Consider the following 23,350-nt stretch of genomic DNA (forward strand, 5'->3'; position numbering starts at 1 on the left):
TGCGGCACGGGTGAGGTGCCGGGCGTGTTGCCGTGCCAACGTCGATGCCGGCATCGCTGCATCAGCGGGATGCGGCACAATCGGGCTCCCTCGCCTTGCATCGTCCGCATGCGCTATCCCGCCCTCGATCTGCTGCGTGGCATCGCCATCGTCTGGGTGATGCTGTTCCATTCCTTCGTGGTCGGCGGTCTGGGGCCGGACTGGGCTTGGTTGTCCCGCTACGGCTGGATGGGCGTGGACCTGTTCTTCGTGTTGAGCGGGTTCCTGATCGGGACGCAGGTGCTGCGGCCGCTGGCGCGCGGGCAAGGCCTGGACTTCAAGGCGTTCTATCTGCGCCGCGCGTTCCGCATCCTGCCGGCGTTTCTGGTGGTGCTGGCGATCTACATGGCGTGGCCGGAGTTTCGCGAGGCTCCCGGGTTGGCACCGTGGTGGATGTTCGTCAGCTTCACCCTGAACCTGTTCGTCGACTACGGCCGTGATGCCGCGTTCTCGCACGCCTGGTCGCTGTGCGTGGAAGAACATTTCTATCTGGTGTTTCCGTTGCTGGCGACGCTGTTGATGCGTCGGCCCTCGGCTACCCGCTTCGTCGCCTTGTGCGTGGCGGTCGTGGTGGCAGGCATCGCGCTGCGTGCCGGCATCTGGTGGCACAACACCGCCCTGGACAGCGCCGGTGCCGGCCTGCAGCGCAACTGGTTTATCGAAGACCTCTATTACCCGACCTGGAACCGTCTGGACGGTCTGCTGGCCGGTGTCGTGCTGGCGGTGCTCAAGATCTTCCGCCCCACGCTGTGGCAACGGCTGCAGCAGCGCGGCAACGCGGTGCTGTGTGCCGGCATGGCGATTCTGGCGCTGGCGTTGTGGCTGTTTCGCGAACGCACCGGCCTGATCGGCAATGCGCTGGGCTGGCCGGTGTTGTCGTTGGGGCTCGCCTTGCTGGTGCTCGCCGGCACTGCCACCCGCGGGGTGCTTGGCGGCCTGCGCGTGCCAGGCGCGGCGTGGCTGGCGGGCATTTCCTACAGCCTGTATCTGACCCATAAGGCCGTGTTCCATCTCACCCAGGGTTGGTTCGGCCCGGCGCTGGAGGGGCGTGGCGTGCTGGCATTTGCGGTGTATGGCCTGATGGCAGTGCTGGGCGGTGCGGTCTTGCACTACGCGGTGGAGCGTCCGTTCCTGCAGCTGCGCGACAAGATGCTGCGGCCAGGCGCACGGCAGTTGGCTGCCGCCGATCGCGCCTGACCGGGCATCGCACAACGCCGCGCAATGCGCGGCGTTGTCGTCATCTCTGGCAGTGCGCCAGTTGCGCCGTACCGAGCTTGGATGCTGTGCGATCTGCGCACGCGCCAATCAACACATCATCGGGTCGCGGCGCGACCGAGGCATTGGCGTTGCAGGCCATCGTCACTGCGCGTCGCGCGCCACCTGGAAACCGGCGAACGACTGCGTGACCGGCATGATTTCCAGTCGATTGATATTCAGATGCGCCGGCAGGCTGGCGACATAGAAGATCTGCTCGGCGATGTCCTCGGCGGTCATCGGGGTAGCGCCGCGATACAGCGTGTCGGAAGCTGCCTGGTTGCCGCCGGTGCGCACCAGGGTGAATTCAGTTTCGGCCATGCCCGGTTCGATCGAGGTCACGCGCACGCCGGTGCCGTGCAGGTCCGCGCGCAGGCCCAGCGAAAACTGCTGCACGAACGCCTTGGTGCCGCCATACACGTTGCCGCCGGTGTACGGGTAGGTCGCCGCGACCGAGGCGATGTTGATGATGGCGCCGCGGCGGGCGATCAGCGCCGGCAGCAGACGGTGGGTGAGGGTGACCAGCGCGGTGACATTGGTGTCGATCATCTGCTGCCACTGCGTCAGGTCGGCCTGCTGTGCGGGCGCGGTGCCCAGCGCCAGCCCGGCGTTGTTGACCAGCACGTCGATGTCGGCGAAATCAGCCGGCACTGCGTCGATCGCTGCCGACAAGGCCTGCGCATCGCGCATGTCGAAGGCAGCGGTGTGCACCTGGCCGGCGGGCAGTTCGGCGGCCAGCGCATCCAGGCGCTCGGCGCGGCGGCCGGTGGCGATGATCTTCCAGCCGGCGGCGGCAAAACGGCGCACGGCGGCGCTGCCGAATCCGGAGGTGGCGCCAGTGATCAGAACGGTCTTGGACATGGGGATAACTCCTGCGAAGGGGGATCAGGCGAAGGAATCAGGTGTGGCGACCGTGCCGGATGCGCGTGCCGCTGCATGGCGTGGGTGCAGCCCGGCCGCTGCGCGCAACGACGCCGTAGCAACAGGCCGCAAGCGCGCTGCAGCACTGTCGCTACTGCGCCTTGATGGCGATGGCAGGCAACCCGCTGCCGGTCAGTTTCTGCTTGGCTTCGGCCAGTTCGCCGGCGCTGCCGTACGGCCCCATGCGCACGCGGTAGACGGTTTTTCCGCTGATTTCGGCCGATTCCACGCGTGCGGCCAGGCCCATCATCGCCAGCTTGGCCTTGGTCGATTCGGCATCGCCGGAGGCGCCGAACGAGCCGGCCTGCAGGATGTAGCGGGTGTTGTCTGTCACTGCAGGTGCAGCCGCCGTCGTTGCCGCTGCGGCCGTCGCAGCCGGTTTTGGCGCTGCAGTTGCGGGTGCGGCGGCAGCCGGCGTGGTGAGCGCTGCGGTGCTGGCCAGCGCCGGTGTCGCCGCCGGACGCGCAGGCGCAGTTTCCGCCAACGGCTTGGGCGCGCTGGCGGCGGTTTCGTTCAACGGTACCGGCACGCTGGCGGCCGGCGTGGCTGCAGCAACACGTGCTGCTGCACCCGGTGCGGGCGCAACCGGCTTGCCTTCCAACGCGGCGCGCGCACGTGCGGCTTCCTCGGCGCGCGCGCTGGCCGCCAGTTCGGCATCGGACATCTGCACTTCCTTGCCGGGCAGCAAGGTGTAGAAGTCGTACTGCGTCTGCGCATCGCCGGGTTTGGCTTGCGGCTTGGGCGGTTGTGCGCTGGGCTTGGGCAGTTCGGCCGGCGTATCCACATCGGCATCCGCCACCGGCTCGGGCTGCGCATCGGGATTGGCGCGCGGGCCCACGCGCAGGAAGCCGTCGCCGTCCTTTTTGAACAGGTTGGGCGCTGCCAGAAAGATCACTGCCGCAATCGCGGCGCCAGCCACCAACCACACCCAACCGGGGGTGCCATTGCTGGTGTTGCGTCGCGCCTGACTCTTACCGCGTCGTGCTGCCATCTACCACTTCTCCGAATCACATCGTTGCGGGCCATACGGCCCGACTCACATCTTTTCTGGGGCGCTGACGCCGAGCAGTTCCAGGCCGTTGGCGAGCACCTGTTGCGTGGCGACGGCGAGGGTGAGTTTGGCGTCGCGCTCTGCGGCATCGTCCACCAGCAGTTTGGTGTTGTGATACCACGTGTGGAAGGCGTGCGCCAATTCACGCAGGTACTGCGCAATCTGATACGGCTCCAGCGTCTGGCCGGCGATTTCGACCACTTCCGCATAGCGCGACAGCTCGACCATGACGTTGAGCGAATGCTCGTCATCCAGACGCGCCAGCTCGGCCAACCCATGCGCCTGCTCGTACTTGTAGCCTTTTTCCAGCGCCTGACGCAGCACGCTGCACACGCGCGCATGCGCGTACTGCACATAGAACACCGGGTTGTCGTTGCTCTGCTGACGGGCCAGGTCGATGTCGAAGGTGATCTGCGAATCGGGCTTGCGCGCGATCAGGAACCAGCGCACCGCATCGGCGCTGGTTTCTTCGATCAGATCGCGCAGGGTGACGTAGCTGCCGGCACGCTTGGACAGCTTCACCTCTTCGCCGCCGCGCATCACCGTGACCATCTGGTGCAGCACGTATTCCGGCCAGCCCTGCGGGATGCCCAGTTCCAGTGCCTGCAGGCCGGCGCGCACGCGCGTCAGCGAGCCGTGGTGATCCGCACCCAGTTCGGTGATCGCGCGCTCGTAGCCGCGCTGCCACTTGGTCAGGTGATAGGCCACGTCCGGCACGAAGTAGGTGTAGGTGCCGTCGGACTTGCGCATCACCCGGTCCTTGTCGTCGCCGAAGTCGGTGGACTTCAGCCACAACGCGCCGCCTTCCTCGTAGGTGTGGCCGGAGGCGATCAGCTTCTGCACCGCCTCTTCGACCTTGCCGTCCTTGTACAGCGAGCTTTCGAGGAAATAGATATCGAAATCGACGCGGAACGCGGCCAGGTCGTGGTTCTGCTCGTTGCGCAGGTAGGCCACCGCGAAGCGGCGGATCGCGTCGAAATCGGCAGGGTCCTTGACGCCGGTGACTAGATGGCCTTCCAGATCGACGGTATCGCCGGCCAGGTAGGCATTAGCGACATCGGCGATGTAGTCGCCGCGGTAGCCGTTCTCCGGCCAGCCGTCGCTGTCGGGGGTGAGCCCTTGCGCGCGCGCCTGCACCGACAACGCCAGGTTTTCGATCTGCACGCCGGCATCGTTGTAGTAGAACTCGCGCTTGACGTTCCAGCCGTTGGCATCGAGCACGCGCGCCAGGCTGTCGCCGATCGCCGCCGCGCGGCCGTGACCGACATGCAGCGGGCCGGTCGGGTTGGCCGAGACGTACTCCACGCCCACCGAGCGGCCATTGCCGGCCAGCCCGCGGCCGTAGTCGGGGCCCTGCTTGATCACATGCGCCACTTCGCGCTGGTAGGCGGAGGGTGTCAGGTGGAAGTTGATGAAGCCCGGGCCGGCGATCTCCACCTTGGCCACGTCGTCGCTGGCCGGCAACGCGGCGACCAGTGCCTGGGCCAGTGCACGCGGATTGCTGCGCGCGGGCTTGGCCAGCAGCATCGCGGCATTGGTGGCGAAGTCGCCGTGTTCGCGCGTCTTGGGCCGCTCGACCACAAAATCCGGCGGCAGGGTGTCGGCAGGCAGGGTGCCGTTGGCGCGCAAGGCTTCAATGCCTTGGCCGATCAGTGCGCGGAGTTGGGCTTTCACGTGGGATCTGCTTGGAACGAAACCACCGATTTTACCCGACCGCGCGCCCCCGGGTCCGGCAGACGGTTCAGGTCACCGCCGCGTTGTCATTCCAGCCAGCCGCGCTCGGCCAGCGACACCGGGCGGCCGTCGCCGATCACGAAGTGGTCGAGCAGGCGGATCTCCACCAGATCCAGTGCCTCCAGCAAACGTTTGGTCACCGCGCGGTCGGCCTCGGAGGGCTCCGGGTTGCCGGACGGATGGTTGTGCCCGACGATCACGGCCGCTGCGTTGTGCAGTAGCGCCCGTCGCACCACTTCGCGCGTATGGATGTCGGCGCCATCGAGCGTGCCTGTGAACAATTCCTCGAAGGCGATGGCGTGATGTTTGGTATCCAGGTACAGCACCGCGAACACCTCGTACGCCTTTGCACGTAGTCGCTGCGAAAAATAGCGGCCGACGCTGGGTGGGTCGCTGAGTGCTTCGCCGCGCTCCAGCTCGCTCATCAGGTGACGGTGTGCCAGTTCCAGCGCCGCGTTGAGCTTGCAGGCCGAGGCGGGCCCAAGGCCGGGCAGGCGCGCCAGGGCCGGGGCCGGGCGATCCAGCAGCACGCGCAGCGGGCCGTGGCGAAGCAGCAGATCGCGCGCAGTGCGCACGGCGTCCTGGCCGCGCAGACCGGAGCCGACAAAGATCGCCAGCAGCTCGGCATCGGATAACGCAGTCGCCCCCCGCGCCAGAAGTTTCTCGCGCGGGCGTTCGTCGGTGGGCCAGTCGTGAATGTGCATATGGCGAGATTGCCGGTGCTCATCGCTCACGCCTATCAGGCCAGGCGGGGGCATCGGCTAATCTAGTTGTCCTTGTAACCGTAGGACGACTCCGACGTGATCGGCTCCACTCAGGCCCGCCCCCTGGACGGACAGCGCTTGCTGCTGTGCGTCGGCGGAGGCATTGCCGCTTACAAATCGCTCGAACTGGTCCGTCGCCTGCGCGACGCCGGCGCGCAGGTGCAGGTCGCCATGACCAGCGGCGCACAACAATTCGTCACCCCGCTCAGCTTCCAGGCGCTGTCCGGGCTGCCCACCCGCACCACCTTGTGGGACAGCGCCGCCGAGCAGGCGATGGGGCATATCGAACTGGCGCGTTGGGCCGATCAGGTGATCGTCGCCCCGGCCACCGCCGACCTGCTGGCGCGTCTGGCGCATGGCCTGGCCGACGACCTGGTCACCACGCTGTGCCTGGCCACCACCGCGCCGCTGACCGTGGCTCCGGCGATGAACCACCGCATGTGGCTGCATCCGGCCACCCAGGCCAACGTGGCGACCCTGCGCACGCGTGGCGTGAGCGTGGTCGGCCCGGACGACGGCCCGTTGGCCGAAGGCGAATCCGGCCCCGGCCGGCTGGCCGAGCCGGCGGCGATCATCGCTGCGCTGGTCGGCACTGCCGCGCCTGCGGCCTCCAGGAGCGCAGCTGCGCCGGCCTTCGTGCCCGGCAGCGCGCAGCTGGACGGCTTGCGCATCGTGATCAGCGCCGGCCCGACCTTCGAGGACCTGGACCCGGTGCGCTACGTCGGCAACCGCAGCAGCGGCAAGATGGGCTATGCCCTGGCCGCCGCCGCTGCCTACCAGGGCGCCGAGGTGGTGCTGGTCAGCGGCCCGGTGCATCAGACCACTCCAGCCGGCGTGCAACGGGTCGACGTGCGCTCGGCCGCGCAGATGCGCGATGCGGTGCTGGGCGCGTTCCCGGCCGACATCTACATCGGTGCCGCCGCAGTGGCCGACTACACCCCCAAACGGGTGGTCGCGCAGAAGATCAAGAAGACCGGCGAAACGCTGACCCTGGAACTGGTGCGCACCCCGGACATCCTGGCCGAAGTCGCCGCGCAAACCGGCGCACTGAAGCTGGTGGTCGGTTTTGCCGCCGAAACGCACGACGTGGAGCACTATGCGCGTGGCAAGCTCGCCGCCAAGCGGCTGGACCTGATCATCGCCAATCAGGTGGGGATCGAAGGCGGCGGCTTCGAAAGCGACAACAACGCTGCCATCGCCTATTGGCAGGGCGGCGAACGCGCCTTCCCCAGCAGCAGCAAAACCGAATTGGCCGAGCAACTGCTGGCCCTGATCGCGGAGAGATTGCAGGCATGAGCCACCCAACCCAGTCCTTGCAAGTGAAGTTGCTCGACCCGCGCTTCGGCGACCTGTGGCCGTTGCCGGCCTATGCCACCGAAGCCAGCGCAGGCATGGACCTGCGCGCTGCGCTGGAAGCGCCGATGACGCTGGAACCGGGCGATGCGGCGCTGATCCCCAGCGGCATCGCGATTCATCTGGCCGACCCGCAGCTGTGCGCGGTGATCCTGCCGCGCTCGGGCCTGGGCCATCGCCACGGCATCGTGCTCGGCAACGGCACCGGCCTGATCGATGCCGATTACCAGGGGCCGCTGCTGATCAGCACCTGGAATCGCGGCCGTGCCGCCTTCACCATCGAGCCGGGTGACCGCATCGCACAGCTGGTGATCATGCCGATCGTGCGCGTGGGCTTGCAAGTGGTGGATACTTTCGTCGACAGCGCGCGGGGAGCGGGTGGATTCGGCCACACCGGCGTGCGCTGACGGGGGCGTCATATGAGCAAAGCGAGCGAGCGCAGCCAGGCCGCGTCCGGCATGCGCACGAGTGGTCCGGTGTTGGGGGGCGTGTTGTTGCTGCTGGCAGCCTGGTTCGGCTGGAGCGGCTATGCGCAATGGCGCGAAGATGCGATGACGCAGGACCTCGAGCAGGCGCGCGACCGCGCCGTGCAGGACGTCAGCCAGGCCATGGCCAAGCAGGCCAGCCAGCTCGACGCCGTGCTCAAGCAGCCGCAGGTCATCGCCGCGTTGGCCAATGGCGATGCGCTCGCCGCCGCTTCGGCCATCCGCGAGCGCTTCAAGGGCGCCGAAGACGTGCAGGTACTGTCTGGCGATCTCACCGCTGCCTATGAAAATCCCAAGGACTTCGGCTATGCGCGGCTGAGCCTGCTCGAGTCGGCGCTGGTCGGCAAACGTGCGCAGGTGCATGTGGTGCGCGACGCCAAGCAGGTCCGCCTCGGCGTGGCGGTAGCGGTGACATTGGGCACGCAGCCGGCCGTGGCGTATGCGCGCCTGCCGCTGTTGCGGTTGACCGGCCCGCTGGATGCGATCGCAGTGCCCGGCAGTGCCTATCTGGCATTGCGTCAGGGCAGCTACAACGTCGCCGAGCAGGGCGATGCCGGGCTGGCCGACGCCGCCGAAACGCTGGCCAGGCCGCTGGGCGATAGCGGTTTGCGCGTTGCCGCCGCCGTGCGACAGAGCGACAGCGGCCCGTTGGGTCTTGGCGCAGTTGGCTGCGCGATCGTGGCGTCGCTGTTGCTCGTCATCGCCGTGCTGCTGGTACTCGCCAGCCGTGGCCGTGTCGCCTTGCCGCGCCGCCGCGTGGCAAGCGAATCGACGGCCGACGAACCTACCTTCGGTCAAAGCCTGCAACACGATGCCAGCGTCGCCAGCCGGGCACGCGCGCTGGACCAGGACGCCGCCGCATCCGCGCCGCCCGCCCTGGTGCCGGCGGTGCAGATCGCCACCGAGATGTTCCGCGCCTATGATATCCGCGGCGTGGTCGGCAAGGACTTGAATCCTGGCGTTGCCGCGCTGATCGGCCAGGCCATCGGCAGCGTGATGCAGGCGCAGGGCCTGCGCGAGGTGGTGGTCGGCCGCGACGGGCGCCTGTCGGGCCCGGAGCTTGCCAACGGCCTGATCGAAGGCCTGCGGCGCGCCGGCTGCAGCGTGATCGACATCGGTCTGGCACCGACGCCAGTGGTGTATTTCGGCGCCTACGAGCTGCGCGCCGGCAGCTGCGTGGCGGTGACCGGCAGCCACAATCCGCCCGACTACAACGGCTTCAAGATCGTGATCGGCGGCGAGACCCTGTCGGGTGCGGCGATCACCGACCTGCACCAGCGCATCAACCAGGGCCGCCTGCACACCGCAGCGGCGCCTGGCGAACTGGAACAGCGCGACATCAGCGATGCCTATATCCAGTGCATCGCCGACGACGTGCAGCTGGACCGCCCGATCAAGGTGGTGGTGGATGCCGGCAACGGCGTGGCAGGCGATATCGCACCGCGCCTGCTGGAGGCGATCGGCGCCGAAGTCATTCCGCTGTACTGCGATGTCGATGGCACCTTTCCCAATCATCACCCCGACCCGAGCGAGCCGCACAATCTCGACGATCTGGTGAACATGGTGCAGCGCTTCGATGCGGATATCGGCGTGGCCTTCGATGGCGATGCCGACCGTCTGGGCGTGGTCACCAAGGAAGGCAGTATCGTGTTTCCCGATCGCCTGCTGATGCTGTTCGCCGCCGACGTGCTGCAGCGCAATCCCGGCGCGCTGGTGATCTACGACGTCAAATGCACCGGCAAGCTGTCCGACTACGTGTTGCGCAATGGCGGCAGCCCGTTGATGTGGAAGACCGGGCATTCGCTGATCAAGTCCAAGATGCGCGAGACCGACGCCGAACTGGCCGGCGAGATGAGCGGGCACTTCTTTTTCAAGGAGCGCTGGTACGGTTTCGACGACGGCATCTATGCCGCCGCGCGCCTGCTGGAAATCCTGGCCCAGCGCGAGGAAACCCCGTCCGAAGTGCTGAGCGCGTTGCCCGAAAGCGTGTCCACACCGGAGATCAAGGTGCCGGTCGACGGCGATGCGCATGCGCTGGTGGCGCGCTTTGTCGAACGCGCGCAGGCCAGCGAAGAATCGCCGTTCGAATCGGCGCGGCTCTCCACGATCGACGGATTGCGGGCGGACTTTACCGACGGCTGGGGCCTGGTGCGTGCCTCCAACACCACGCCGATCCTGGTGCTGCGCTTCGAAGCCGACACCGAGGCTGCATTGAACCGGATCCGCGCGTTGTTCCGCAGCGAACTGCAGGCCTTGCTGCCAGAGCATCCGTTGGCGTTTTGATCGACAGGTGAGTGACAGGCGACCGCTCTGCCGGCATGGCGGCAGAGCAGGTCGTGAGCAGCAGTTACCGATCCCGTTGCGCTCGACGCTGACACGTGCAGAGGATCACTTGTACGTCGTGCTCGAGCCCTGCAGACCCAAGCGATCACGATCACGCGCCCCCTAAACCTCCCATGCATAAGCGATCATCCGGCGCCGGAATGGCAGCGTCGTTCCCGGCGTTGTCGTGCAACAACCAGATCGCGTCCCAGTACGGATACCCACCGATCTGCTCGGCCAGTCCCGCACGCAACGGCAACGCGACCAGCGAGCGCGCGAACTGGCGGTGATCGGCCTGCGGCGGAAGTGCCGACGCCTGCATCTGCGGCTGCCACACCGTTCCGCCACGGCCACGCGCGCGATTGACCGCCTCGCCAGCCGCCTGTCGCGCGACAACAGCCATCTGCAGCAGTGCAGCCTTGCCCGGTGCCTGCAGCAAGGCACACCAACTGTCCGGCAGCAGCACCCAGCACAGCAGGCGCGCACCATGCCAATGACCGGCCATCGCAAGGCTCGCTGCCGCCGCCCGCGCGCAGCGCCAGTCCTCAAACAGCGGCACGTGTTGATGCGTCTGCAAACGCAGATGCCAGTGCGCCGCAGCAGGCGCTGGCATGGAGACGGGACGATGGAGCAAGGCGCTGGACATGACCCCAGCATGCCGATGGCGTCAGCGAAGCGGCATCGGCGATGCGCGTCATCTCAGGTCGGTAACCATCGCAGCGCGATGTACGAACTCTCGGAGATCGCGCGCCTGGCGTTATCCACTGCAAAGTAGAGCCGATGCAGCGTGCTTCATCAGCTCAGTTGCGCAGCCAGCATCACCTCAAACGCCTGAAGACCGGAGCACCAGTGCCGCACTTGCGACTCCCCAATCCCGACTCGCCCAATCCCCGTTCAATGCACCGCCCGATCCCGCTTCCAGCCGCGATGCTTCACATCCAGATACAGGCTGTAGAACGCAGTAAACGCCGGAAACAGATTCTGCAGCACGCCCACCGAATCCTGCTTGGCCGAGAACACGAAGTAGCTCAGCGTCATCAGGCTGCCGACCACGCTCATGTACCAGAACATGCGCGGAATCACCGGCTTGCCGGCGCGTTTTGAGGCGACGAACTGCACCAGCCAGCGGCCGCCGAACATCAGCGCGCCCACATAGCCGATCAGCTTCCAACCGGTGACATGCAGCCCGGTCCAGAACAGCCAGGTCAGCGGTTGATCCAGCCAATGCAGTTCCATCAGCGTTCCTGCACCACGGTGCGCCTGCTGCGGGTGATCAACCAGGCCACGCCACGCAGGTCGCGGATGCCGACCAGCGCGCGATTGAGGTTGTTGTACTTGGACACGCCTGCAGTGCGATGGCGGTGGTGCACCGGCACGCTCACCGTGCGCCAGCCGGCGCGCTGCATCAGCGCCGGCAGATAGCGGTGCATATGGTCGAAGTAGGGCAGGTCCAGAAACGCCTCGCGCTCGAACAGCTTGATGCCGCAGCCGGTGTCGGGGGTGTTGTCGTGCAGCATGCGCGAGCGGATCGCATTGGCCCACTTGCTGGCCCAGCGCTTGGACCCCGAATCCTGGCGATTGACCCGCCAGCCGGCGAACAGCTTCACCTGTGCCTCGGCGCTGGCACGCGCGATCAGCAGTTTGGGAATGTCGGCCGGGTCGTTCTGGCCGTCGCCATCGAGCGTGGCGATCCAGCTTGCACGCGCGGCCTTGACGCCGTTGCGCACCGCCGTGCTCTGGCCGCTCTGGGTGACGTGATGCAGCACGCGCAGTTCCGGCGTGGTGGTCTTCAGGCCTTGCAGCACCGCAAGCGTATCGTCGCGCGAATGGTCGTCGACATAGACGATTTCGAACGCCACCAGCCCGCGCAACGCAGCGACGATTTCGCCAACCAGCGCGGCGACGTTATCGCGCTCATTGAACACCGGGACGACAACGGAAAGCTGAGGTTGGCTCATGGATTCGTGGTGGCCAGATGAAGGCTGAGCGAAAAAGATCGCGCATTGTGCCCTGACTGTCTGAGTCAGGCATGAAGCGAACGTGCGTTGTGCGCAGTGGAGCGAATGGAAAGCGGCCTGTAGCGTGTTGGAGGCTAAGCGCGATGGCCGAAATAGCGGCGGCACCAATCCACCACCTGCGGCAAGCCACGTTCGACCGGAGTGGCCGGCTCGAAGCCGAACGCGGCCTGCGCGCGCTGCGTATCGGCCATGGTGCGGACCATGTCGCCCGGCTGCATTGGCCGGTAGACCTTCTCGGCCGGGCGGCCGGCAGCCTGCGCGATCACGTCTATGAAATACTCCAGCTCCACCGGGGTGTGGTTGCCCAGGTTGAACACCCGATGCGGCACCGGATCGCTGCTGGGTGTGTCCAGCGCGCCGAGCACGCCGGCCACGATGTCGTCGACGAACGTGAAATCGCGCTGCATCTTGCCGTGGTTGAACACCTCGATCGGCCTCCCCGCCAGCACCGCGCGGCTGAAGATCAGCGGCGCCATGTCCGGCCGGCCCCACGGCCCATACACGGTGAAAAAGCGCAGGCCCGTCGCGCGCACGCCGTACAACTGCGCGTAGGTGTAGCCCATCAGCTCATTGGCGGCCTTGGTCGCCGCATACAGCGAGCGTGGCTGGTCCACGCGCTGGTCTTCGGAGAACGGCGGGGTCGCCGAGTCGCCATACACCGAGCTGCTCGAGGCATACACCAGATGCTGCACGCCCCGATGCCGGCATAGCTCCAGCATGTTGACGAAACCGACCAGGTTGCTGTCGACGTAGGCGGATGGATTTTCCAGCGAGTAACGCACCCCGGCCTGTGCAGCCAGATGCACCACGCGCGTGGGCTGGATCTCATCGAACAACGCGGCCAGGCCATCACGGTCGGTCAGATCCAGCGTGCGGATGTCGATGTCCGGGCACAGCGCCGCCACCCGGTCGCGCTTGAGCTGCGGGTCGTAGTAGCTGTTGTAGTTGTCCAGGCCCACCACCGTCTCACCACGCGCAGCCAGCGCGCGGCAGGTGTAGGCACCGATGAAACCGGCGGCGCCGGTGACGAGAATGGTCATGGAAGTTGTCCTGGAGATTTTGAGTGGCAAAAGGGAGGCGAAAGGCGTCGCTAGACCACTCCGAAGCGTTTCCTGGCGAGGTTCGCTCACCCATCGCACTCACCCCATGCTGAGCGGTGCTTCGCTGGCCAGTTTGGCTTTGCGTTCGGCGCTGAACGACCACCACGGGCCCGGTGCCTCGCCTTCCATGAAACGCACGATCGACAGGAACACATCGATCACGCACGGATCGTGCAGCACACCGGTACGCAGGCATAGCTGCGCGTACATGTCGTAGGCATCGCGGCCGCGCAGCTGCGCGGGCACACGGATGCCGATCAGACGCAGATCCTTTTCGCAGGCCGGCCCGACGTTCGGCAGGTCGGTCAGACACAGCAGATGATTGCGATCGACCTTGGCGGGATGCATAGCCGGAATGATCCTCTTGCGCGGATGCAGGAACTCAGCTGCGCTGGGCGCGTAAACGTTCCAGCACGCCATCCAGCGTGTCCAGGTCGGTGTAGTGGATCACCAGCTTGCCCTTGCCGCCGCGGCCGTGGTTGAACACCACCTTGGTGCCCAACGATTCGGACAGTTCGGTTTCCAGCGAGGCGATATCGGCCTGCGGTGCAGCGGCGGCCGGCTTGCCCTTGCGCAATGCACCGGGCACCTTGCCGGCGGCGAACTGCTGCGCACGGTGTTCCACCTCGCGCACCGACCAGCCCTGGTCGGCCGCTTCCTGCGCCAGCTTGCTGGCCAGTTCCGGCGCCAGGGTGAGCAGCGCACGCGCATGGCCCATTTCCAGGCGTCGGGTTTCCAGCAGCACGCGGATCGCCACCGGCAATTCCAGCAGCCGCAGCAGGTTGGACACCGACGCACGCGAGCGGCCCACCGCACCGGCGGCCTCGGCGTGGGTCAGCGAAAATTCGTCGATCAAGCGCTGCAGCGCCTGCGCTTCTTCCAGTGGGTTGAGGTCTTCGCGCTGGATGTTCTCGATCAGCGCCATCGCGATGACGGTGCGGTCGTCCAGCTCGCGCACCACCACCGGCACCTCGGTCAGCCCGGCCAGTTGCGAGGCGCGCCAGCGGCGTTCGCCGGCCACGATCTCGAACTGTCCCGGCGCCAGCTCGCGCGCCACGATTGGCTGGATCACGCCCTGCGCCTTGATCGATTCGGCCAGCTCGGCCAGCTTGACCTCGTCCATCTCCTTACGCGGCTGGTACTTGCCCGGCTGCAATTGGGTGACCGGCAACCGGCGCAGGCTGTCGCCCGGCTGCAAGGCTTCCTCGCTGGCCGCGCTCGGCGCCGCGGCGGCGGCCGCGCCCTTCGGCCCCAGCAGCGCTTCCAGGCCACGGCCCAGGCCGCGCTTCTTTGCGGGGATCGGCTTGTTCATCAGACGGTCTCCACGGGCCGGTAGGCCTTGTTGCGGTCGTTCTGGCGGCGCACGATTTCGCCGGCCAGCCCCAGGTAGGCCACGCCACCGCGCGAGGTGCGGTCGTAACCGACGATGCTCTGGCCATGGCTGGGTGCCTCGGCCAGGCGCACGTTGCGCGGCACGATGGTGCGGAACACCTTGTCGCCGAAATGCTCGGTCAGCTCGGCCGACACCGCATTGGCCAGGTTGTTACGGATGTCGAACATCGTGCGCAGCACGCCTTCGATTTCCAGCGCCGGATTGAGGTTGGCGCGCAACGCCTCGATGGTTTCCAGCAAGGCAGTGAGTCCTTCCAGCGCGTAGTACTCGCACTGCATCGGCACGATGATCGAGTCGGCGGCGGTCAAGGCATTGAGCGTGAGCAGCGACAACGCCGGCGGGCAGTCGATCAGGATGAAGTCGTACTCGTCGCGGATCGGCGCCAGGGCGCGCTTGAGCCGCTGCTCGCGCTCGCCCTGATCCATCAGCTGGATCTCGGCCGCGGTCAGGTCGATGTTGCCCGGCAGCAGGTCGAAGCCTTCCGGCGCGGTGACGCGGATTTCGGCGGCGGTGTTTTCGCCCAGCAACAGGTCGCAGGTGGAGGCGGCCACATCGCGCTTGTCGATGCCGCTGCCCATGGTGGCGTTGCCCTGCGAGTCCAGATCCACCAGCAACACACGCTTGGGCGCGCGCGCCAGGCCGGCCGCCAGATTGACTGCCGTCGTGGTCTTGCCGACGCCGCCTTTCTGGTTGGCAATGGCGATGATCCGGGCCATGCGGGAGAGCCTCGTGGGCAGGGAGTAAGACCGGCCATTATGCGGGCAGGGCGTCGGATCGGGAAATGCCGCCCGCCGCAGTGCAGCGGGCGAGCGGGAATGAGGGCTGAGCCAGTCAGCCGGTGGGCGAAGCGCCGGCGTGCGGCTCCTTCATGGCCCGGTAGCGCAGCAGGATGTCGGCGATCTCACCGTCCAGCGCCACCCGTTGCTGCTCGAAACTGGTCTGCAGCCGCAATTGCGCCATCAGCTCGCGATGGCGCTGCTGGATGTCGCCGGCCAGCTTGTCGGCAACGGCCTGACCGGCCAGTTCGCGATCACCGGCAGTGCGCAGCATGCTGGCCAGCCCCTCGCGCAGGCTGGTCACATTGAAGCGCGCGGTGTGGATGTTGTTGTCCACGATGGCGATGCGCTCGTTGAACACCCGGCGCAGATCGTCCTCGTTTTGGTAAGACATCAACATCGCCTGATCGGTACGCTGGCGCATCTGCTCGGCGGCCAGATCGGCCTGGCGTTGCTGCTCGCTGGCCGCGGCGGCGGCACGCTCGTCGCTGCTCATCGCGCGCTGCACCTCGGCGCTGCGCATGCCGCTCTTGAGGTTGAATTCGTCGCGCGCCTGGTTCACCGCCTCCGGCGGCAGCGTGTCGCTGCACACGCGGGCGCCGTTCTGGTTCCAGCAATACAGCTTTTTCGCGGCCGGTTTGTCCTGCGCACTGGCGGGCGCGGCGGCGATCGTTGTCGCAACGACAGCTGCCGCCGCAGCGGCGAGTAACGCCAAACGGATGTGTATCGGCATCATCGCAGCCCCCTGTCGCCTGCCGTCAGCCTGTGGTGTCGGTGCCGTAGCGGCCACGATAGGCCAGCAGCGGTTCCCGGAAGCCCACAAGGTCGGCGTTTCCTGCCGCAAAAGCAAGCAGGTCGCCCAGGTTGGCCACCGCAATCACCGGGATGCCGGCCTCGGCTGCCACCGCCTGTGCGGCCGAGCGGCGATCCTGTTCGGAGGCGATCTCCTGCCGGTCCAGCGCCACCACGATCCCGGACGGAAAGCCGCCAGCGCCACGGATGATGCCCAGCGCCTCGCGGATCGCGGTGCCGGCGGTGATCACGTCGTCGACGATCAGCACCTTGCGGCCCTGAAGCGGCGCACCGATCAGGCTGCCGCCCTCGCCATGGTCCTTGGCTTCCTTGCGGTTGAACGCCAGCGGCAGGTCGCGCCCGCGCCCGGCGTAGGCGCAGGCCAGCGCGGTCGCCAGCGGGATGCCCTTGTAGGCCGGGCCGAACAGCAGATCGAACTCCACCCCGGCCGCATCGATCGCATCGGCATAGCACTGCGCCAGCTGCGCGGTCTTGGCGCCCGAATCGAAGCGCCCGGCATTGAAGAAATACGGACTGAGCCGCCCGGACTTGAGCGTGAACTCGCCAAAGCGCAGGGCATCGGCGCCCAGGGCCAGCTGCAGGAAACGGGTGCGGTGGTCGGTCATTGGACGGGAATGGGGAATGGGGAATCGAGAATGGTAAACGCATCGCGTGCCGGCAGCCTTCCGCATGTGCCTGGGGTAGGCTTTACGATTCCCCATTCCCAACTCCCCATTCCCGGCCCTTATGCGCATCATCAGTTTCAACGCCAACGGCCTGCGCTCGGCCGTCACCAAGGGTTTCTTCGAATGGTTCGCCGAGCAGGACGCCGACGTGCTGTGCGTGCAGGAGACCAAGGCCCAGGAGCATCAGCTGGCTGGTCCCAAATTCCTGCCCACCGGCTACAAGGCCTGGTTCCGCGACGCCAGCACCAAGAAGGGCTACAGCGGCGTGGCGATCTACAGCAGGCATGAGCCCGACGAAGTGCGCACCGCGCTGGGCTGGCCCGAGTTCGACGAAGAAGGCCGCTACATCGAGGCGCGCTTCGGCAACCTCAGCGTGGTGTCTTTCTACATCCCGTCCGGTTCGTCGGGCGAGCTGCGCCAGGGCTACAAGTTCCAGGTGATGGAATGGCTGCGGCCGATCCTGGACGAGTGGCTGGCCAGTGGCAGGCAGTACGTGCTGTGCGGCGACTGGAACATTGTACGCACCGCGCTGGACATCAAGAACTGGAAGTCCAACCAGAAGAACTCCGGCTGCCTGCCGCCCGAGCGCGACTGGCTCAATGGCCTGTGCGCGGACGCGCCGGAAGAAGCCAACGCCGCCAACGGCCGCGGCTGGATCGACACGTACCGCGTGCTGCACCCGCAGGGCGAGGACTACACCTGGTGGAGCAACCGCGGCGCCGCGCGGGCCAACAACGTCGGGTGGCGCATCGACTACCAGCTGGTCACCCCCTGGATGCGCGACAAGCTGCAACGCTGCGCGATCTACCGCGAACAGCGCTTCTCCGACCACGCCCCTTACATCGTGGATTACGCGGAGTGAGGCAGGGCACGCAGCTGGCAGTGACGCGCACCGGGACGGTTGGCCAAGCCCCCCAGTGGTGTGTTTCCAGCCGCGTCATGGAGATGCACGTCGAGGGCGTGCATGCCATGCCTGGCCGCAGCCGGATGGCCGTGGATCCTTCAGGGAGCCAATCATGCGTTTCCGGCAGGTCGCCCCGCGCAGCGGCCAGTGATACTGCCCGCCCGGCATCGATCAGCCCCCATTTCCAGCGGCCATACGCATGACCACGCCTGCACCCCACTACAAAGGACTGCGCGGCATCCGGCAGGCCTTCGCCACCCCATCGGCGGCGACCATGGCCCTGCTGGGTTTCGGCAGTGGCCTGCCGTTCCTGCTGATCGCCTCGCAGACCCTGTCCACCCGGCTGCGCGATGTCGGGCTGGATCTGGGCAGCATCGGTCTGATCAGCCTGGCCAGCTTCTTCTACCTGCTCAAGTTCCTATGGGCGCCGCTGCTCGACCGCTATGCGTTTCCGGTCACCGCGTGGTTGGGGCGCCGCCGCTCCTGGCTGCTGGTCTCGCAACTCGGCGTCACCGTCGGCCTGTTCGCACTGGCGTTTTCGCGCCCGGACATGAGTGTCGCCGGCCTGGTCGCCTGGGTGCTGTTCGCCTCGTTCTGGGGCGCCACGCAGGATTCGGTGGTGGATGCCTACCGCATCGAAATCGCCCCGGACACGGCGCAGGCGGCCCTGGCGGCGACCTACACCCTGGGCTATCGGATCGGCCTGATCCTCGGTGGCGCCGGGGCGCTGTACATGGCCGAGTACCTCAACTGGACCTCGGCGTACCTGGCCATGTCGGCGCTGATGCTGCTGCCGATCATCACCACCCTGATATGCCGCGAGCCGGACCGGCCGCAGCTCACCGTGGTGCGCCGCATCGACGTAGCCGGCGCATTCTGGCAACCCATTGCCAGTTTCTTTTCCGGCAATGGGCTGGCGCTGGGCATCGTCCTGCTGGCATTTGTCGGCCTGTTCAAGTTCCCGGACCAGGTGATCGGCGTGATGGCCGGGCCGTTCTATCTGGATTCGGGCTACACCAAGGCCGACATCGCCACGGTGTCCAAGCTGTTCGGCGTGTGGATGGGCATCGTCGGCGCGTTTGCCGGCGGTGCGGCAGTGGCGGCGTTCGGCTTCCGGCGCATGCTGTTGGTGGCCGCCCTGGGCGTGGCGCTGTCCAACCTGGCGTTTTTGCTGATGGCGCAGAACCCCGGCAAATTGTGGGCGTTCTACGCCGCACTCAGTGCCGACAACCTGTTCCAGGGGTTCGCCGGTACCGTGCTGGTGGCCTTCATGTCATCGCTGACCAATCGCAACTTCACCGCCACCCAGTACGCCTTGCTGGTGTCGCTGGCCAATTTGCCGGGCAAGTTCGCCGGCGGTGTGTCCGGGTTCCTGGTCGAGGCCACCTCCTACAGCACCTTCTTCATCCTCAGCGCCCTCACCGTGGTTCCCACGCTGGCCCTGTTGGCCTGGCTGTGGCCGCGGCTGGATGCCCGCGATGGGCGCCCGGATTGAAACGTCCGCCAAGGTTGCCGATGATGCCGACGCGGCACTGCATCGCACGAGGAAGGGCATGACCGATCTGGTGTTGCGGGACATCGATCCATTGCTGGTGGACAGGATCCGTCGCATCTCCGTCGCACGCGGCTGGACCCAGCACCAGACGGTAATGCATCTGCTCGAACAGGGCCTGTTCGCCAGCGAATACGAAGTCACCGGTGGCCTGCAGCATCCGGAAGTCGATGCGCTGGCAGAGGCGATCGCTGCGCTCAAGGCGCTGCCGGCGGGGAATACTCCGTAGCACTGCAAACGGTCAGGCAGCACTGCCTCGCGTGCGAATCCATTCGGCGCGAGGATGCTGTGCGAACGCGGATGGCTCGGTCGGAAACCCTTGTGTGCCGCCGAGAAGAGCCAAGACTCCCGTGCATTCGCCGGCTTCAACTGCGCACATCCCCGCCAGCCTCTGCTCAATCGAGTGCTAGTGGGTTGCAGACGAGGCGGGGCATCATCAGCAAGCTAGCTTCAACCGAACACGTCACCGCTACCCCTCATTAATTGAGCGCTGGTCGCGTCGCAGAATTCGAGGCGGGGCACCATCAGGAAGCGAGGTAGTGGCATCCAGCTCGAGCCGATTCAGGCCACTCATGCCGGATAGATCGCCCCCAGCAACCGCGGCCCCGCCGCTCCGGTCACCGACGGCAGATTGGCCGCGCGGCCTGCGAGCAGCTCTGCGGCCAACCACGCAAACCCCATCGCCTCCAGATAGTCCGGATCCAGCCCATGCCGCGCGCTGGATTCCACCACCACGCCCGGCAGTCGCGCCGCCAGGCGCGCCATCAACACCGGATTGCGCACCCCGCCACCGCACACCAGCACCCGGCGGGTATCGGGCTGCAGCCGCAGCAACGCGTCGGCGACGCTGGCGGCGGTGAGTTCGAGCAGGGTCGCCTGCATATCGGCCGCGGACGGCGCCGCGTGTCCCGACGACCGCATCGCCTGCATCGCCCAGTCCAGATGGAACTGCTCGCGCCCGGTGCTCTTGGGCGGTGTCAGCGCAAACCACGGGTCGGCCAAGAGCGCCTGCAGCAGCGCCGTATCGACGCGCCCGCTGGCGGCAAACGCACCCTCGGCATCGAACGGCGTGCCGCGATGCAGCTGGCACCAGCTGTCCAGCAACGCATTGGCCGGGCCGGTATCGAAGCCCAGCACCGCGCCACTGCGCGGGATCAAGGTCAGGTTGCCGATGCCACCCAGGTTGAGCACCGCTCGGTCCTCGTCGGCGGCACCCAGCATGGCCAGATGGAAGGCCGGCATCAGCGGCGCGCCCTGGCCGCCGGCAGCCACATCGCGCCGGCGGAAATCGGCCACCGTGGTGATGCCGGTGTGCTCGGCAATCCGGCTGGCATCGCCGATCTGCCAGGTGAAGGCCGGATCGGCCTTGGGGCGATGCCGAATGGTCTGTCCGTGCGAGCCGATCGCGCGGACGCGCCCACGCGCAATGCCGCTGTCGCGGATCAGCTGATTGGCCGCGGCCGCAAACGCCAGCCCCACCTGCGCATCCAGGTGTCCAAGCGCATCGATGGCGATGACCTCGGCGCCCTGGCCCAACGTCACCAGCGTTTCGCGCAGCTGCGGCTCCCAGGCCACCGTGGTGCCTGCGACCAGTGCGCAGCGTCGGTGGCCCTCGTCGGTGAAGCGCACCAGCGCCGCATCAATGCCGTCGGCGCTGGTGCCCGACATCAGGCCCAGATAGAGCGGGGATTCAAGATGTTCCGGAGCAGACATGCCAGGGCCAGTTGCACGGTGGTCGTGCAGCTTGTGCAGCCGGGATGGGAGAGTCAACCGGCCTTGCGGGCATCGCGGTGGAAGCAGGGGCGATGCGCTCGCCAGGCAAGCATTCTAAATGTCAGTGCCGACTGTCGCGTCGACACCATGGTGTCCACTTGTTGCTGGCAGCAACCCGTTGTTGCTGGCAGCAACCCCGCGCCGGCTGCGGCGTCGCGTGAGCCAGAGCCCCGGACGGAGGCGCAGCCGTGCGATCGGCGGTTGCCAGCGCGGTGGCTGAGAAACCAGCCGCGCCCACTCAACCGCGCGGTTTGCCCTTGGCAGGCTTGGCGGCGTCGGCGTAGATCAACTTCTCCATGCCTTCGATACGCGCCAGCGCCGGCGCCGTCTGCGCACGGAATGCAGCCAGCTCGGCGCCTTGCAACGGTTCCGGCGGCGGCATGGTCACCGACATCGGGTTGCGCTGCTGCCCGGCGACGCGGAATTCGTAATGCAGATGCGGGCCGGTCGCAAGACCGGTCATGCCGACATAGCCGATCACCGTGCCCTGGTTGATGCGCTGGCCGGCCTTGACCTTGCCGAAGCGCGACATGTGCCCGTACAGCGTGCTGAAATTCCTGCCGTGGTCCAGGATCACCACATTGCCGTAGCCGCGCTGGGTGCCGACGAACACCACCCGCGCATCGCCGGCGGCCATGATCGGCGTGCCCGAGGCTGCCGCGTAGTCCACGCCCTTGTGCATGCGCATCGTGCCCAGCACCGGATGCCTGCGTGCGCCGAAGGTCGAGCTGATGCGGCTGTAAGCCACCGGCATGCGAATGAAGCTCTTCTTCAACGGCCGGCCAGTGATGTCGAAATACTCGGCCGGCTTGCCGGCACGCTCGAAGCGGAAGCCGGTGTAGGTCTTGCCGCCGGTGGTGAAGGTCGCCGCCAGGATGTCGCCGGTATTGATCCGCTCGCCCTCGCGCCAGGTCTCATCCATCACCACGCTGAAACGGTCGCCCGGCTGCAGATCCTTGTCGAAGTCGATGTCGTATTTGAAGATCTCGTCGGTCATGATTGCCACTGCCGCCGGCGACAGGCCCGACTTGCCGGCCGAGGCGTACAGCGAGCTGCTGATTTCCCCGCTTGCCACCACCGTGCGCGTGGTCGTTGCGCGCTCGGTGACGTTCTCGCGCACGCTGTCGCCCAGCAGGCGCAGCTCCACACGGTGGCTGTCGTCGCGGTCGAAGCGCAATGCGCGCAGCTCGCCCGGCGTGGGCATATCGAAGGCGATCTCTGCGCCCGGGCGCAGCTTGGTCAGCGCCTCCTTGGTGCCTGGATGCGCCAGCACCTGGTACATCACCGTGGTCGGAAGTCCCAACTCGCCGAACAGGGTGCTCAGCGTCTGGCCCGATTTGACCTGCAGAATTTCCCAATCGGTACTCGGCGCCAGCTGCTTGCGGCTCGGCACCAACGGCGGCAACGGCAGGGCCAGCGTGGAATGGCTGGACAGCGGGGTATCGATGGCGTTGGAGAAGCCCGGCACGATCGTGGCCACCAGCGCACCGATGGTGGCGAACAGGCTGGCATGGATCCAGTGCCGGCGTGTCCACTGGTCGTTGAACGCGGCCGGGAGATGCGCCTTGAGCTTGCGATGCAGGGCAGTGTCGTGGAGGACGTGGAGGCGTTCGTGAAAGCGCCGCTTGCGTGCACGGCCCTGCTCTGAGTTCTGCATCGTTCAAATTCCTCGCTGGCTCGAAGTGCGAGCCCAATCGCCGGTACCATAGACAGCCTGTAACAGCGCGTCAAACCATTGAGCCTGTTCGACATTTTCATTTGGCGCGAAATTAACCCGCGTTTAACATCGTTCACGTTTTTGACGGCAAACGCCGCTGGAGTCTGTGGTTGGCCACTATCGAAGAATCCCTCGCACTCATCGGTCGCGGTACCGAGGAGATCCTCAAGCTCGATCAGCTCGAAGCGCGTCTGAAGTCAGGCGTGCCGTTGCGGGTGAAGGCCGGTTTCGATCCCACCGCGCCGGATCTGCATCTGGGCCACACCGTGCTGCTCAACAAGATGCGGCAATTCCAGCAGCTCGGGCATCAGGTGATCTTCCTGATCGGCGACTTCACCGGCATGATCGGCGACCCGAGCGGCAAGAACGTCACCCGCAAGCCGCTGAGCCGTGACGATGTGCTGGCCAACGCGCGCACCTATGAAGAGCAGGTCTTCAAGATCCTGGATCGCGAACGCACCGAGGTGCGCTTCAACTCCGAGTGGTTCGGCCAGATGAGCGCGGCGGACATGATCAAGCTGTCCGCGCAGCACACGGTGGCGCGCATGCTCGAACGCGACGACTTCGCCAAGCGCTTCAACGGCCAACAGCCGATCGCCATTCACGAATTCCTGTATCCGTTGGTGCAGGGCTACGACTCGGTCGCCTTGAAGGCGGACGTCGAACTGGGCGGCACCGATCAGAAGTTCAATCTGTTGATGGGCCGCGGTTTGCAG

General features: G+C 66.6%; 23 protein-coding genes (1 of these 23 cut by a window edge). 8 read left to right on the forward strand and 15 right to left on the reverse strand.

The window, feature by feature from the left end:
- The first annotated feature begins 108 nt into the window (after positions 1–108).
- A complete protein-coding gene (locus tag NYR97_RS10635; protein WP_316697882.1) occupies positions 109–1,236 on the forward strand; it encodes an acyltransferase family protein in 1,128 nt (375 codons plus the stop codon).
- A 162-nt stretch (positions 1,237–1,398) separates the two neighbouring features.
- Here the strand turns inward: NYR97_RS10635 and NYR97_RS10640 are convergent, their stop codons facing one another.
- From NYR97_RS10640 to radC, 4 genes are all read right to left on the reverse strand, one after another.
- Positions 1,399–2,154, reverse strand: a complete 756-nt coding sequence (locus tag NYR97_RS10640; protein WP_316697883.1) for an SDR family NAD(P)-dependent oxidoreductase — start codon at positions 2,152–2,154, stop codon at positions 1,399–1,401.
- Between the two features lie 151 nt (positions 2,155–2,305).
- A complete protein-coding gene (locus NYR97_RS10645; protein ID WP_316697884.1) occupies positions 2,306–3,205 on the reverse strand; it encodes an SPOR domain-containing protein in 900 nt (299 codons plus the stop codon).
- 45 nt (positions 3,206–3,250) lie between these two features.
- Positions 3,251–4,939 (reverse strand): arginine--tRNA ligase, encoded by a 1,689-nt coding sequence (argS, locus tag NYR97_RS10650; protein WP_316697885.1) that lies wholly within the window; start codon positions 4,937–4,939, stop codon positions 3,251–3,253.
- Between the two features lie 86 nt (positions 4,940–5,025).
- A complete protein-coding gene (gene radC / locus NYR97_RS10655; RefSeq protein ID WP_006448983.1) occupies positions 5,026–5,703 on the reverse strand; it encodes a RadC family protein in 678 nt (225 codons plus the stop codon).
- 96 nt (positions 5,704–5,799) lie between these two features.
- Between radC and coaBC the strand changes: the two genes are divergently transcribed.
- From coaBC to NYR97_RS10670, 3 genes are read left to right on the forward strand one after another with little or no spacing between them, the layout of a single operon-like run.
- A complete protein-coding gene (gene coaBC, locus NYR97_RS10660; protein WP_316697886.1) occupies positions 5,800–7,059 on the forward strand; it encodes a bifunctional phosphopantothenoylcysteine decarboxylase/phosphopantothenate--cysteine ligase CoaBC in 1,260 nt (419 codons plus the stop codon).
- Entirely contained in the window at positions 7,056–7,523 is a 468-nt protein-coding gene (gene dut / locus NYR97_RS10665) for a dUTP diphosphatase (RefSeq protein WP_316697887.1), read from the forward strand. Before coaBC ends, dut begins: the two co-directional genes overlap by 4 nt.
- 12 nt (positions 7,524–7,535) lie before the next feature.
- Positions 7,536–9,884: a phosphomannomutase/phosphoglucomutase gene (locus tag NYR97_RS10670; RefSeq protein WP_316697888.1), complete on the forward strand. Its 2,349-nt coding sequence runs from the start codon at positions 7,536–7,538 to the stop codon at positions 9,882–9,884.
- Between the two features lie 151 nt (positions 9,885–10,035).
- On the opposite strand, the gene NYR97_RS10675 is transcribed toward NYR97_RS10670, so the two are convergent.
- From NYR97_RS10675 to pyrE, 9 genes are all read right to left on the reverse strand, one after another.
- A complete protein-coding gene (locus NYR97_RS10675) occupies positions 10,036–10,569 on the reverse strand; it encodes a hypothetical protein (RefSeq protein WP_316697889.1) in 534 nt (177 codons plus the stop codon).
- Positions 10,570–10,817: 248 nt separating this feature from the next.
- A complete protein-coding gene (locus NYR97_RS10680; RefSeq protein ID WP_074056508.1) occupies positions 10,818–11,159 on the reverse strand; it encodes a lipid-A-disaccharide synthase N-terminal domain-containing protein in 342 nt (113 codons plus the stop codon).
- Entirely contained in the window at positions 11,159–11,881 is a 723-nt protein-coding gene (locus tag NYR97_RS10685; RefSeq protein ID WP_316697891.1) for a glycosyltransferase family 2 protein, read from the reverse strand. The genes NYR97_RS10680 and NYR97_RS10685 overlap by 1 nt, the downstream gene beginning before the upstream one ends.
- A gap of 134 nt (positions 11,882–12,015) precedes the next feature.
- Positions 12,016–12,981: an SDR family NAD(P)-dependent oxidoreductase gene (locus NYR97_RS10690; protein WP_210762393.1), complete on the reverse strand. Its 966-nt coding sequence runs from the start codon at positions 12,979–12,981 to the stop codon at positions 12,016–12,018.
- Between the two features lie 99 nt (positions 12,982–13,080).
- Positions 13,081–13,389: a helix-hairpin-helix domain-containing protein gene (locus NYR97_RS10695; protein WP_043907425.1), complete on the reverse strand. Its 309-nt coding sequence runs from the start codon at positions 13,387–13,389 to the stop codon at positions 13,081–13,083.
- Between the two features lie 34 nt (positions 13,390–13,423).
- A complete protein-coding gene (locus tag NYR97_RS10700; RefSeq protein ID WP_316697893.1) occupies positions 13,424–14,353 on the reverse strand; it encodes a ParB/RepB/Spo0J family partition protein in 930 nt (309 codons plus the stop codon).
- Positions 14,353–15,150 carry a ParA family protein gene (locus NYR97_RS10705; RefSeq protein ID WP_016901957.1) on the reverse strand — a complete coding sequence of 266 codons (798 nt, stop codon included), beginning with the start codon at positions 15,148–15,150 and terminating at the stop codon, positions 14,353–14,355. Before NYR97_RS10705 ends, NYR97_RS10700 begins: the two co-directional genes overlap by 1 nt.
- Positions 15,151–15,265: 115 nt before the next feature.
- A complete protein-coding gene (locus NYR97_RS10710) occupies positions 15,266–15,946 on the reverse strand; it encodes a hypothetical protein (RefSeq protein ID WP_205392768.1) in 681 nt (226 codons plus the stop codon).
- A gap of 22 nt (positions 15,947–15,968) precedes the next feature.
- A complete protein-coding gene (pyrE, locus tag NYR97_RS10715; protein WP_316697898.1) occupies positions 15,969–16,628 on the reverse strand; it encodes an orotate phosphoribosyltransferase in 660 nt (219 codons plus the stop codon).
- Between the two features lie 121 nt (positions 16,629–16,749).
- On the opposite strand from pyrE, the gene NYR97_RS10720 reads away from it, so the two are divergent.
- The 3 genes from NYR97_RS10720 (at position 16,750) to NYR97_RS10730 (ending at position 19,373) form a co-directional block, all read left to right on the forward strand.
- Positions 16,750–17,550 (forward strand): exodeoxyribonuclease III, encoded by an 801-nt coding sequence (locus tag NYR97_RS10720; RefSeq protein WP_205392766.1) that lies wholly within the window; start codon positions 16,750–16,752, stop codon positions 17,548–17,550.
- 241 nt (positions 17,551–17,791) lie between these two features.
- A complete protein-coding gene (locus NYR97_RS10725; RefSeq protein WP_316697899.1) occupies positions 17,792–19,087 on the forward strand; it encodes an AmpG family muropeptide MFS transporter in 1,296 nt (431 codons plus the stop codon).
- Between the two features lie 58 nt (positions 19,088–19,145).
- Positions 19,146–19,373, forward strand: coding sequence for a hypothetical protein (locus NYR97_RS10730; RefSeq protein WP_029221462.1), 228 nt, complete (start codon positions 19,146–19,148; stop codon positions 19,371–19,373).
- 341 nt (positions 19,374–19,714) lie between these two features.
- Here NYR97_RS10730 and NYR97_RS10735 read toward each other — a convergent pair whose 3' ends face one another.
- Both NYR97_RS10735 and NYR97_RS10740 read right to left on the reverse strand, forming a co-directional pair.
- The gene (locus tag NYR97_RS10735; protein WP_316697901.1) at positions 19,715–20,857 is read right to left on the reverse strand and encodes an anhydro-N-acetylmuramic acid kinase; all 1,143 of its coding nucleotides are present in this window, start codon (positions 20,855–20,857) and stop codon (positions 19,715–19,717) included.
- A gap of 298 nt (positions 20,858–21,155) precedes the next feature.
- The gene (locus NYR97_RS10740) at positions 21,156–22,574 is read right to left on the reverse strand and encodes a M23 family metallopeptidase (RefSeq protein WP_316697902.1); all 1,419 of its coding nucleotides are present in this window, start codon (positions 22,572–22,574) and stop codon (positions 21,156–21,158) included.
- 170 nt (positions 22,575–22,744) lie between these two features.
- Here NYR97_RS10740 and tyrS point away from each other — a divergent pair, with 170 nt between their 5' ends.
- Positions 22,745–23,350 carry the beginning of a tyrosine--tRNA ligase gene (gene tyrS / locus NYR97_RS10745; protein WP_316697904.1) on the forward strand. 606 nt of this gene lie beyond the right edge of the window, so the window shows 606 of its 1,212 coding nt (coding positions 1–606); it begins with the start codon at positions 22,745–22,747; the stop codon falls past the right edge of the window.

Origin of the sequence: Xanthomonas hydrangeae (assembly GCF_032697525.1) — a bacterium.
GTDB classification, from domain to species: domain Bacteria; phylum Pseudomonadota; class Gammaproteobacteria; order Xanthomonadales; family Xanthomonadaceae; genus Xanthomonas; species Xanthomonas hydrangeae.

Excerpts from the sequence above, each read along its gene's own strand:
- NYR97_RS10635 (WP_316697882.1), top strand. The coding sequence starts at position 109 with ATGCGCTATCCCGCCCTCGATCTGCTGCGTGGCATCGCCATCGTCTGG.
- NYR97_RS10640 (WP_316697883.1), bottom strand. The coding sequence starts at position 2,154 with ATGTCCAAGACCGTTCTGATCACTGGCGCCACCTCCGGATTCGGCAGC.
- NYR97_RS10645 (WP_316697884.1), bottom strand. The coding sequence starts at position 3,205 with ATGGCAGCACGACGCGGTAAGAGTCAGGCGCGACGCAACACCAGCAAT.
- radC (WP_006448983.1), bottom strand. The coding sequence starts at position 5,703 with ATGCACATTCACGACTGGCCCACCGACGAACGCCCGCGCGAGAAACTT.
- dut (WP_316697887.1), top strand. The coding sequence starts at position 7,056 with ATGAGCCACCCAACCCAGTCCTTGCAAGTGAAGTTGCTCGACCCGCGC.
- NYR97_RS10670 (WP_316697888.1), top strand. The coding sequence starts at position 7,536 with ATGAGCAAAGCGAGCGAGCGCAGCCAGGCCGCGTCCGGCATGCGCACG.
- NYR97_RS10675 (WP_316697889.1), bottom strand. The coding sequence starts at position 10,569 with ATGTCCAGCGCCTTGCTCCATCGTCCCGTCTCCATGCCAGCGCCTGCT.
- NYR97_RS10680 (WP_074056508.1), bottom strand. The coding sequence starts at position 11,159 with ATGGAACTGCATTGGCTGGATCAACCGCTGACCTGGCTGTTCTGGACC.
- NYR97_RS10685 (WP_316697891.1), bottom strand. The coding sequence starts at position 11,881 with ATGAGCCAACCTCAGCTTTCCGTTGTCGTCCCGGTGTTCAATGAGCGC.
- NYR97_RS10690 (WP_210762393.1), bottom strand. The coding sequence starts at position 12,981 with ATGACCATTCTCGTCACCGGCGCCGCCGGTTTCATCGGTGCCTACACC.
- NYR97_RS10695 (WP_043907425.1), bottom strand. The coding sequence starts at position 13,389 with ATGCATCCCGCCAAGGTCGATCGCAATCATCTGCTGTGTCTGACCGAC.
- NYR97_RS10700 (WP_316697893.1), bottom strand. The coding sequence starts at position 14,353 with ATGAACAAGCCGATCCCCGCAAAGAAGCGCGGCCTGGGCCGTGGCCTG.
- NYR97_RS10705 (WP_016901957.1), bottom strand. The coding sequence starts at position 15,150 with ATGGCCCGGATCATCGCCATTGCCAACCAGAAAGGCGGCGTCGGCAAG.
- NYR97_RS10710 (WP_205392768.1), bottom strand. The coding sequence starts at position 15,946 with ATGATGCCGATACACATCCGTTTGGCGTTACTCGCCGCTGCGGCGGCA.
- pyrE (WP_316697898.1), bottom strand. The coding sequence starts at position 16,628 with ATGACCGACCACCGCACCCGTTTCCTGCAGCTGGCCCTGGGCGCCGAT.
- NYR97_RS10720 (WP_205392766.1), top strand. The coding sequence starts at position 16,750 with ATGCGCATCATCAGTTTCAACGCCAACGGCCTGCGCTCGGCCGTCACC.
- NYR97_RS10725 (WP_316697899.1), top strand. The coding sequence starts at position 17,792 with ATGACCACGCCTGCACCCCACTACAAAGGACTGCGCGGCATCCGGCAG.
- NYR97_RS10730 (WP_029221462.1), top strand. The coding sequence starts at position 19,146 with ATGACCGATCTGGTGTTGCGGGACATCGATCCATTGCTGGTGGACAGG.
- NYR97_RS10735 (WP_316697901.1), bottom strand. The coding sequence starts at position 20,857 with ATGTCTGCTCCGGAACATCTTGAATCCCCGCTCTATCTGGGCCTGATG.
- NYR97_RS10740 (WP_316697902.1), bottom strand. The coding sequence starts at position 22,574 with ATGCAGAACTCAGAGCAGGGCCGTGCACGCAAGCGGCGCTTTCACGAA.